The organism is Pseudonocardia sp. CA-142604, from assembly GCF_050948475.1.
In the GTDB taxonomy this organism is placed as follows: domain Bacteria; phylum Actinomycetota; class Actinomycetes; order Mycobacteriales; family Pseudonocardiaceae; genus Pseudonocardia; species Pseudonocardia alaniniphila.
Genome location: NZ_CP192045.1, coordinates 1,303,674 through 1,313,706 on the forward strand (window position 1 = coordinate 1,303,674; position 10,033 = coordinate 1,313,706).

10 protein-coding genes are annotated in these 10,033 nt (G+C 67.7%); 9 read left to right on the top strand and 1 reads right to left on the bottom strand.

Going from position 1 to position 10,033, the window contains the following annotated elements; genetic code table 11:
• Positions 1 to 423: 423 nt before the first annotated feature.
• The 3 genes from ACQPZQ_RS06275 (at position 424) to ACQPZQ_RS06285 (ending at position 3,835) form a co-directional block, all read left to right on the top strand.
• Complete coding sequence (locus ACQPZQ_RS06275; RefSeq protein ID WP_433292931.1) at positions 424 to 1,656, top strand: acyl-CoA dehydrogenase family protein; 1,233 nt, start codon at positions 424 to 426, stop codon at positions 1,654 to 1,656.
• A 301-nt stretch (positions 1,657 to 1,957) separates the two neighbouring features.
• Positions 1,958 to 3,151, top strand: coding sequence for a sodium:calcium antiporter (locus ACQPZQ_RS06280; RefSeq protein ID WP_433292933.1), 1,194 nt, complete (start codon positions 1,958 to 1,960; stop codon positions 3,149 to 3,151).
• Between the two features lie 105 nt (positions 3,152 to 3,256).
• Complete coding sequence (locus tag ACQPZQ_RS06285; protein WP_433292935.1) at positions 3,257 to 3,835, top strand: TMEM165/GDT1 family protein; 579 nt, start codon at positions 3,257 to 3,259, stop codon at positions 3,833 to 3,835.
• A gap of 77 nt (positions 3,836 to 3,912) precedes the next feature.
• Here the strand turns inward: ACQPZQ_RS06285 and ACQPZQ_RS06290 are convergent, their stop codons facing one another.
• A complete protein-coding gene (locus ACQPZQ_RS06290) occupies positions 3,913 to 4,995 on the bottom strand; it encodes a hypothetical protein (protein ID WP_433292937.1) in 1,083 nt (360 codons plus the stop codon).
• A 270-nt stretch (positions 4,996 to 5,265) separates the two neighbouring features.
• On the opposite strand from ACQPZQ_RS06290, the gene lexA reads away from it, so the two are divergent.
• The 6 genes from lexA to ACQPZQ_RS06320 all read left to right on the top strand — a co-directional run bounded on the left by lexA (position 5,266) and on the right by ACQPZQ_RS06320 (position 8,879).
• Positions 5,266 to 5,928 carry a transcriptional repressor LexA gene (gene lexA / locus ACQPZQ_RS06295; RefSeq protein ID WP_433292939.1) on the top strand — a complete coding sequence of 221 codons (663 nt, stop codon included), beginning with the start codon at positions 5,266 to 5,268 and terminating at the stop codon, positions 5,926 to 5,928.
• A gap of 104 nt (positions 5,929 to 6,032) precedes the next feature.
• Positions 6,033 to 6,506 carry a carboxymuconolactone decarboxylase family protein gene (locus ACQPZQ_RS06300; protein ID WP_433292941.1) on the top strand — a complete coding sequence of 158 codons (474 nt, stop codon included), beginning with the start codon at positions 6,033 to 6,035 and terminating at the stop codon, positions 6,504 to 6,506.
• 41 nt (positions 6,507 to 6,547) lie between these two features.
• Positions 6,548 to 7,582: an NAD-dependent epimerase/dehydratase family protein gene (locus tag ACQPZQ_RS06305; RefSeq protein WP_433292943.1), complete on the top strand. Its 1,035-nt coding sequence runs from the start codon at positions 6,548 to 6,550 to the stop codon at positions 7,580 to 7,582.
• 41 nt (positions 7,583 to 7,623) lie between these two features.
• On the top strand, positions 7,624 to 7,851 hold the full coding sequence (locus ACQPZQ_RS06310) for a hypothetical protein (RefSeq protein ID WP_433292945.1): 228 nt from the start codon (positions 7,624 to 7,626) through the stop codon (positions 7,849 to 7,851).
• A gap of 270 nt (positions 7,852 to 8,121) precedes the next feature.
• Entirely contained in the window at positions 8,122 to 8,535 is a 414-nt protein-coding gene (locus ACQPZQ_RS06315) for a hypothetical protein (RefSeq protein WP_433292947.1), read from the top strand.
• Positions 8,535 to 8,879 (top strand): hypothetical protein, encoded by a 345-nt coding sequence (locus ACQPZQ_RS06320; RefSeq protein ID WP_433292949.1) that lies wholly within the window; start codon positions 8,535 to 8,537, stop codon positions 8,877 to 8,879. The genes ACQPZQ_RS06315 and ACQPZQ_RS06320 overlap by 1 nt, the downstream gene beginning before the upstream one ends.
• Positions 8,880 to 10,033: the final 1,154 nt, after the last annotated feature.

Below are 10,033 nucleotides of genomic sequence, written 5' to 3' on the forward strand. Positions count from 1 at the left end.
CCGTCCCCTGTCGCGCTTCGTGGAGGAAGTCATCTTCGCCGGCTGCGCACGTCTCAGCGGGGATGTGGAGGAATGCGCATAACCTCACCGGCCTCGCCGAAAACGGTCATGATGGCCAATAGGACGCGCCGTGATCGCAAATTTCCGTCATCCCGAACTCGCGGGCAGCGCGGAGCGCGACTCGGTTTAGTATGTCGGTGTAGGTAGGGAAGGGAAACGGATTCGGGCGATCTGCTCCACTCTCATCGCGTCGGTGAGCCGGACGATCCAGGCCCTACTCGCGCAGAAAAGGAAGCTGCCGGTCGGCGCTCGTGGCGGGCGCAGGCGCGACGCATCGCGCACCTCGGTGGCACGCGCTCATAACGGCGCCGAACTCACCCGGTTGCGAATTTGGCCTTGCGATGACCGACCTTGGAGAAGCTGATGACGCTGCAGGACGCCGATCGTCGTTCCATCGATCCACCGGAGCCCGACCTCACGCCGGGTGAGCTGATCGACAGGGCGGTGGCGATGCGCGGGAAGCTGCGCGAACGCCAGGACGAGTGTGAACGACTCGGACGGCTTCCCGACGCGACGCTGCAGGACTACCTCGACGCCGGCTTCTACCGCGTCATGCAACCGCGGCGATTCGGCGGCTACGAGTTCGATCTCGACACCTTCCTGCATGTCGCGATCGAGTTGTCGCGCGGCTGCCCCTCGAGCGGCTGGGTCTACGCACTCACGGCCACGCACACCGTCCTCATCGGCTCGTTGGAGGAGCAGAGTCAGATCGAGCTGTTCGGGGACGGCGATGTCCGCTGTCCGGGCTCCGCGATCCCGACCTCGGCGTTGAAGGTCGACGGCGGATACAGGGTCACCGGCTGGTGGGACTATGCGTCCGGCTGCGACGTGGCGACGCACTTCAACGGGCACGTGGCTGTCGTGACAGAGCCGGGCGGCGAGGTCGTCGAGACGCGTGCCGCCGTGATGCCCCAGGACCAATTGCAGATCATCGACAACTGGGACACGCTCGGTATGCGCGGCACGGGCTCGCGACGGGTCGTCGTCGAGGACCTCTTCGTCCCCGAGCGCCACACGGCGCCGCGGCCGAACGCCTTCCACCCCGTCGTCCCGTTCCCCGGGCGGGGCCTGCACTCCAGCCCGTCGTTCTACGGGTCGCTCGCGTCCCTGCTCATTTCCGAGCCGACCGCGGTCTGCGTCGGCATCGCACAGGCGGCGATCGACGAGTACGTCGAGAACCTCACGACGAGGCACCAGTGGGGTCCGATGTCGCCAATGCGTTCCGAGCTGCCGGTGTTCCAGCGGCTGCTGGGAGAGGCGACGGCGTACGCCGACACCGCGGAGGCGGCGCTGCACCAGGTCGGGCAGATGTGGACGGAGTTGGCGCGACGCTCGATGGAGACCGGCGAACTCGTGAGCGACGAGGATGACCGGCGTCTCGTCGTGATCGAGCAGCAGATCGTCGAGCTCGCATCCAAGGCGGTCGAGACGATCTTCCGCACCAGCGGATCGAGCGCCTCGAGGAAGGGCCAACGGATCGAGCGCTACTTCCGTGACCTCAACATGATCCGCACCCACGTCACACTCCAGTTCGAGCGCACGTGGGAGAACGTCGGGCGCATGCGGCTCGGCCTCCGGCCGGAGATGCCGATCTGAACCACGGCCCGGATTCGTGGAGTTGCCAACCGTGCGATGGATCGCTGATCGGGCCGGCAGCATGGCGCTCGACCCTGCGAACGAAGCTGCGAAGCGGCCTGTGAAACCGAGAACGCAAGCCCACGAACGGGCCGTTCCGACACCTCGAATGGCGGTCGTTCGGCGGATCATGCTTTGCGACGATCGGTGATGCGGCACCGGAACATTGCTTACTCCCGGTGACGAGACGATCGACAACTGACCGTCACAGGCCGGAGCCCGGGGGACCGGCCTGTCCGTTCGCTCAAGGGGGAGCAACCGGATGACGTCCATCCTCATCTTCGCCGCTGGCGCGGCGCTGCTGATCTACAGTGCCGAGAAGCTGATCACCTACCTGGTCGGCGCTGCGCGCGGCCTGGCGATCTCGCTCTTCCTGCTCGCCATCCTGTTCACCGGGATCGAGTTCGACGACCTCGCCTTCGGTGTGGTGCTCAACCTGGAGGGCCTCGAAGACGTCGCGCTCGGCGTCGTCTTCGGAACCGTCATCTCGATGACGGGCCTGGTGCTCGCGATCGCGGCCATCGTCGCACCCAGCCGGGTGGAGATCCCGAAGGACTACATCGCGTTGTTCGCGATCGCCCCGCTGATCCTGATCTGGCCCGCACTACTTGGAGGCCTGGGAACCGCCACGGCGATCGTTCTGATCCTGCTGTTCGTGGTGTTCGTCGCCTACATCGCCTACCGCGAGCGCCAGCGGGCGGTGCCCACGTTCCGGAGCGCGGATGTGATCGAAGCGGCACCGAGCCGCGAACTCGTCGGTGCCGCCGCCGGGAAGGCCGGGGGTGGCGGTGGTACCGGGGGCCATGGCGCCGGGGACCTCTACGAGACCGGACAGGTCGGCGAGGCGAAGGCGAACAACCGGCCCGGGTGGCTTCTGCTCCTGCTGGCGCTCCTCGCACTGATCGGCCTCGTCGTCGGCGCCTGGGCCATGACCGAGGGCACCGAGGGCATCCTCGAGAACTTCGCGATCAGCGGCACTGTCTTCGGCGCGACTATCGCGACGCTTGTGCTCTCCCTGGAGGACATCTTCCTGACCGCGGAGCCGGCCCGGCGAGGCGCGCCCGCGATCGGTGTCGGCAACGTCATCGGCAGCGTTGTGTTCTCGGTGACCGCGAAGGTGGGCATCATCGCCCTGGCCGGCGGCGCGCTCGTGATCACCTCGGACATCTTCACCTGGCACCTGCCCGCCCTCGTGGTGATCAACGGGTTCGCGGCGTACGCACTGTTCACCGGGCACCTCCGGCGCTGGCACGGCGTGGTGCTGCTGGCGGGCTACATCGCCTATTGGGTCGTCAGCTTCTCGGTGTTCGGGCTGGTTCCCGTCGACGACGCCCCGGGTGCCGACGACGACGCGCAGCAGCCGGGTATCGAGGCACCGGCGGTTCCGGGTGCACCGGACGACGACGCACCGGCCCCGGCCATCCCCGTCGCCCCGCCGGCCGACAACGACGGTTAGTCGGTGGCGAACGTGCACGGGGGAGGCGTGTCACCACCGGTTCCCGGCTGGGCCACGGCGGCGAGCCCGGTTGTGGTCCCCGCGAGCATGGAGTAGCTGATACCCGTGCTCGTGATCGCCATCACCTTCGGCATCGTCGCCCTCGCCGAGCTGGCCGACACCAGCGGTCTGGTCACGCTCGTCCTCGCGAGCCGATACCCGGCACGACTGGTGATGCTGGGCGTCGGCGCGGCCTTTGTCGTGCAGGTGGGGATCGCGGTCGCAGCCGGGAGTCTCGTTGCGCTGCTGCCCGAGCAGATCCTCGAAGCCACGGTCGCCGTGACCTTCCTCGTCGGCGCGGTGCTGCTGCTCCGTGAGGACGACGATGACGACGACGATGCCGCGATCCCCGGGGACGGGCCGGGGACGCGCTGGCGCGTGGTGGCCACCAGCTTCGGGGTCACCCTTCTCTCGGAACTGGGCGACCCGTCGCACATCATCATCGCCACGCTCGCCGCGCGGTACGACGACCCGCTCGCCGTCGGGATCGGCGCCCTCCTCGCGTTGTGGGCGGTATCCGCGCTCGCGGTATTCGGCGGTAGCCGCCTGCAGCGGGTGGTGCCGGTGCGCTGGGTGACCAGGGTGGCGGCAGCCGTCCTTGTCGTCCTCGCTGTGCTCAGCGCGATCGAGGCGATCCGCGGCTGAGCACGATGCGCCGCCGTCCATGGCGATGCAACCGACAGACGAGCGCGCGGGGTGGGTGCGACCTACTGATCCTCAGATCAGGAACAGCCGGGAACCGTGCTGGGGTCGCCACAGTTGGTGGGCTGGTTGTTGACCACGGCGGTGCCGGTGAGCGTGACCGTGCCATCGAGCCGGTAGATGCCACCGGCGTCGGCGAGGTCGCTGCCCACTACTCTGTTCGAGAGCACCACGGCGCCGTTCAGGGTGGTGGTGCCATCCGAGTAGATACCGCCCCCAAAAGAGTCCCCACCGGTCGCGGAATTACCCAATATGACGCTGTTGCTGATGTTCAGCCTCGCGAAGAATCCGGCGCTCCACACGCCGCCGCCGAGCGCAGCGTCCACGCCGCCTGCGGAGTTGTTCAGTACATGGCTGCCGGTCAACGTCATGGTGCCGTCCTCGTTCACCACGCCCCCGCCGAACGCGGTCCCGGAATCGGACGTTGCGTCGTTGGCCTCGATGCGGGTGCTGTTCAGGGTGACGGAGCCTCGGGAGTTGCTGATTCCACCACCGACGAGCGCCTGATTGCCGGTCACGGCGCTGCCGATGAAGGTGGCTGTGCCGCCGACGTTGGAGAGACCGCCGCCGCCACTATCGCTGGCAGTGTTGTTGTGGAGGGTGCTGCTGCTGATCATCGCCGTCGCCGCACTCGAGGTGATGATGATCCCGCCACCGCCCTCGAGGCGGGCGGTGTTGCCGGTGAGAGTGCTGGTAGAGAGGGTCAGCCGACCGGAGTCCGAGATGCGGATCGCACCACCCTCGCGGGCGCGGCCGTTGCTCAGCGTCAGGGTGTCCAGGGTGAGGTTGCCCGATCCCTCGACCTGGAAGAACCGGAAGTTCGTGGCCGACGAACGGGTGATCGTGGCGCGGTTGCCGTTGATCCGGACCGGCGTGGTGATGACCGCCAGGCCGTTCTCGCCGTCGTCCGGTGCGGTGAGCGTGTAGGTGCAGCCGGCGGTGAGGTTCAGCGTGCCCCCACCGGCAGTGTTCGCGGCGGCGACCGCGCTTTGCAGCGCGGGCCCGTTGCACGGCACGAGAGTTTGTGCGAATGCGGTCGCGGGGGCACCCACGAGTACGCCGCCCACCACGACCGTCGTAGCCAGGAATCCACGAACACGCATCAAGGACCGTCCCATGTCAAGGAGTCGTGTAGGCGGCGAACGCCACGCGATCAGCTCTACGCACACATCCGCGAGAACTGTGCGCTCCCGATCTTGCCCGCCCGTAGCGGAGTCATTCGATGGAGCCGGCAATTCGACCACCGGAGGGACAACTACTGACGATCATGGGCTGCCTGTGAATGCGGCTCGCAGTCAGCGGCGGATCTGACCGCGGAGCCCGCGTCGCGCCTGGTGTCCGACGCTCCGAGTGCCCGCCTCTACTATCCGCAGGTGCCCGTCTCCGATGATCTTGATGCTTTCGAGCACCTGGACACCTCGACGCTGCCGCCGCGCCAGCAGCGGATCCTGGTCGCGATCCGGGACTGGGTGGTTCGGTACGGGTACCCGCCGAGCACGCGCGAGATCGGCGATGCCGTCGGGCTGCGGTCATCGTCGTCAGTGTCGAAGCACGTGGCCAGCCTGGAAGAAAAGGGGTTCCTCCGGCGTGGTGCCGCGCTGTGCCGACCGATCGACGTGCGCATCTTCCTGCAGGAGCCCGAGGAGCGGAGCACCCGCGACGACTCCGTGCCGGTGCCCGTGGTCGGCGATATCGCGGCGGGCACTCCCATCGTGGCCGAGGAGCACGTCGATGACTATCTGACGCTGCCGCGCGCTCTCGCCGGTCGCGGCAATGTCTTCGCTCTGCGTGTCCGCGGTGACTCGATGATCGACGCTGCGATCTGCGACGGCGATACCGTTGTGGTGCGTCAGCAGGCCGAGGCCCATTCGGGCCAGATCGTCGCCGCAATGATCGATGGCGAGGCCACGGTGAAGGTGTACCGCCGACGCAACGGACACGTCTACCTCGAGCCGCGCAACCCGGCTTACGACGTGATCGACGGTGACGAGTCCGTTGTGCTGGGCGTCATCGTCTCGGTGTTGCGCAGCATCTGACAGCTGCGACGGGGGGAGACGCACGTCACGGCGGCTCCTGTCACAACTCGCCGGGCTGCCCTGTCATGGAGGTGTAACCAGCAGCAACGGCGTAGGAGTGCACCATGGACGCTCGGTTGAACCTCTTCGGCAACCCGGTCGCAGCAAAGGTCCTGAGGCACGTCACCTCAGCAAGCAAGGCGATCGAGAGCTCGGGGCTGCCGGCCGCCACGCAGGAACTGGTGAAGATCCGTGCCAGCCAGATCAACGGCTGCGGCTTCTGCACCGACATGCACACCAAGGATGCGGCACAGGCCGGGGAGACGTCGGTGCGCCTCAACCTGGTCGCGGCCTGGCGAGAGGCCACGGTGTTCACCGACGCCGAGCGCGCTGCCCTCGAGCTGGCGGAGCAGGGCACCCGCATTGCCGACGCGGCGGGCGGTGTCACGGACGAGGCATGGGCGAATGCCGCCAAGTACTACGACGAGGACCAGCTTGGCGCTCTGGTGTCCATCATCGCCCTCATCAACGCCTTCAACCGGCTGAACGTCATCGTCCAGCAGCCCGCAGGCGATTACCAGCCCGGCCAGTTCGGATGACGAGAGGCGTGGGCCGTCAGCCGGCTGGATAGGTTGATCGGGTGCCGGAAGCTCTGATCATCGGGGGGACCGGCTTGGTGGGTCGGGCGGTGGCGCGACGGTTGCTCGCCGGCGGGTGGACGGTCAGCGTCACAGGTCGCGATCCGGCCCACCTCCCATCCGACGTCGCCGCGGCGGGCGCGCGTTTCGTCGCGGCCGACCGTGACGACGCCGAAGCGCTCGCGGCGGCGGCAGGCGACGGAGCGGACCTTCTCGTGGACTGCATCTGCTACACCGCCGCGCAGGCCGAGCTGCTCCTGCCTCTGGCGCGGCAGGCGACCTCGACGGCGATGATCTCCACCAAGGCCGTGTACGTCGACGACGCCGGCCGTCACACCAATTCGGACATCCCGCCCCGGTTCGCCGGGCCCGTGACCGAGCAGCAGCCCACCATGGCGCCGGGCACCATGGACTACAACTCCCGCGAGGGATACGGCGCGAACAAGGTCGCCGCTGAGCACGTGCTGCTCGACAGTGGGTTGCCGGTCACCGTGCTGCGGCCGTCGAAGATCCACGGCGAGGGGAACCTCATGCCGCGCGAGTGGTACTTCGTCAAGCGCGCCCTGGACCGGCGGCCCGTCGTGTTGCTGACAGCCGGTGGCGCCGGTACGGACCACACCTCGGCGGCGACGAACCTCGCGGCGCTCGTGCAGGTAGTGGCCGAGCGACCCGGGCGACGGATCCTCAACGCCGCGGACCCGGACGCACCCGACGGGCTCGCCATCTCCCGCGCGGTCGCCGCCATGGTCGGCCACGAGTGGCGAGAGGTGTTGCTCGACGAGGCCGCGCCACGTGGCCTCGGCGAGCACCCCTGGCACACAGTGCCGCCGATCGTCCTGGACATGGGCGCCGCATACGCGTTGGGCTATCAGCCGGTCGGGGACTACGCGACCACCGTCGCCGACTCGGTGCACTGGTTGGTCAACGGGTGCCGCTTTGACGGTGGTGCCCAACTGCCGCCTGGGCTGGATATGGCTTCCTTCCGCGGTCGTTTCGACTACGCCGCTGAGGACGACTATCTGGCCCGGCTCAGCTGACCTTGCGGGTTTCGACCGGGTATCGCGACTGGGAGTTGCGGATGCTGCGGGCAACAGACATCGACCGCTGGGCCGGGCTTTCGCTCTGGCAGCACCTGGCCGCCCTGATCGCAGAATCTGTCATGGTCGTTGACCGTCCGCATGGATCTGCCCACCCGGAGGTGCCTGAGTACGTCTATCCGCTGAACTACAGCTACTTGGAGGGCGCGGACGGCGGCGACGGGTCGGGAATTGATGTCTGGCGGGAGCCGCTCGTCGCCGTGGTGTGACGGCCGTGTTGTGCACGTTCGATCCGGTCAAGCGCAATACGGAGCTCAAATCGTCATGGACTGCATGGACGATGAATTGGCGGAGATCGAGTCGTTCCATCGGCCGCAGCCTCAGGCGGTCATGGTGGTTCGACGTCCTGGCTGACGCCGGCCGATCGTGGCCGTGGCCGCCGACCGCACGGAGCCTGCAGTCGTCGCCGGATAGGCTCGGCCACGTCCGGATCCGGGCCGTACGGGGTCCGCGGCAGTGACTCGACGGCTGGGCCTCAGGTGACCTCTCCCTCGCGTGTGGTGCTCGACCGGCTGCGTGCCGTCGACTGGTCCGATGTGGATCTGGCCATCGACCACGCGAACTCGCGCGGGCTTCTGATGCGGGAGTACCTCCGCCGGGCGGCGCTCTGGGCGCGGCGCTGTGGCGTGGAGGCCGCATGGCCGTTCTTCGACATCGCAGAGCACGTCGACCCTACGCTGCGGACGCCCGACGAAGTGGCCGCCGAACTCGACCGGTTCGTCGAGCAGGTCGGTCCTTCCTCGGTCGCGAGAACGTGCCGGGAGGCTGTGCGATGGGCGGCGCTCCCAGCCCGTGGCGAGGACGATCCGCCGGACCCCTACGAACCGCTGATCATCCTGTACGAACGAGGCGGCGGGTTTACATCGAGGAGTTCGTCGATCTCAACGGCGTGATGATCCGGCTGGGAGACGTGGAGAGCAACGCTTCCGCCACCCCATTCCTCACGCTCCGTCCCACGACCCTCGACGCACTGGACGCCGAAGGCGAGATCACCTACTACGCGAAGGTCGGAAACGGCCATTCGCGCGACGACCCGGCCGGTATCGTCCGGCGGCGGATCGACGACGGCCTGACGCACGACGAGGCCTTCACCAGCGATCTCCGCTGGGAGCCGTCCGAATATCTCACGCTGCACGATCTTGGGCACAACGACGACGACCACGTCCAGATCACCGAGATCGAGACCGCCACGTTCGTCGAATGGGCCACGCCGGCTCCCGAGACACGGAGCGGATGAGCGACGAGGGCTGGGCGCGACTGGCGCTTCGGCGACAGGCGGGTGAACTACGGATTCAGGACGGGCGGGCCCGTCGGGTAGTTCATGGCGGGCGCACTGGGTTACGTCTGGGCCGGCGAGGAGGGCAGCCGAGCGTTCAGCGTCGGTTTCCTATCGGAGATGACTGCGCGTTGCCCCCGGCGTAGATCTCCGTGAGATGATCGAGTGCTCGGGCGACATCGAGTCGGGTCATCCCGTCGCGATCCGGTGTCTGGTTCGCATCGGCGCGGGACTGGCCGGCCTCGGAGAGGGATATTTCGCGGCTGCCGTCGAGTCGTTGTTCGAACGGTCGTGGTCCGCGGCCGGCGGTCGTCGGCGCATTCGTCGTCCCGCTCGCTGAGTGAAGAGCTCGACCGGCGCGCAAGCCGAATCTCCGAAACCCTTTGTGTTTCCGATGCAGGGCGAATCCTCAGGCATCTGCTCGCCACGGCTCGTACTCGTCTGGCTTCTGGCCCATCACACAGCTGCACGCCGCGGATGGCTCGCTCAGCGTGGCCGCGCTGGCGGCTGGGGTGCCGTGTGGTCATCCACGTTGCGCCGACGATGGGTTGGTCGGGTAGGTGGCCGGTGGGATCCGGCACCGGATGGCCATCGTCGTGTCACCGTGATGGCAGCCGAACGGCCCCCTGTTGTTCACCTCGAGGCGACATCGTCCTTGCCGATCACTTCACGGGGTTCCTGCCGGTTGCTGACGTCTCGCGACGGGCCGGACCCAGCGTAGGAGTGGTGGTGAGGGGTTGTTCGCGGGTCGCTGCCTCGGGCGCGACGTGCGGTCCCCTCGGTGTGGGTTTTCTGTGTGTCTTCCCTTTTCTCGGCCATGTGCCTGCTGGTGCGGGTGTCTGTGTGGCTGTCCGTCGGTGACGTCAGGAGTCGTTGGTCATGGGTGTGGTGTCGGTGCGCGATGGTGGGGCCATGGGCCTCGCTGTGCGTACTGCTGCGCCTGTGCGGTTGCGGCTCTCGCCGGTGGAGCGGTTGTTGTGGGTGCTGCGTTGGCTGGTGGGTCTGGCCGGTGCGGTGGTGGTGTTGTGGGTGGGGGCGGCGTTCTTGACGGCGTCGCCTGCGTCTGCGGCGGTGGTGGTTCCGGTGGCTGCTCAGCAGGTTGTGTCGAAGGGAGG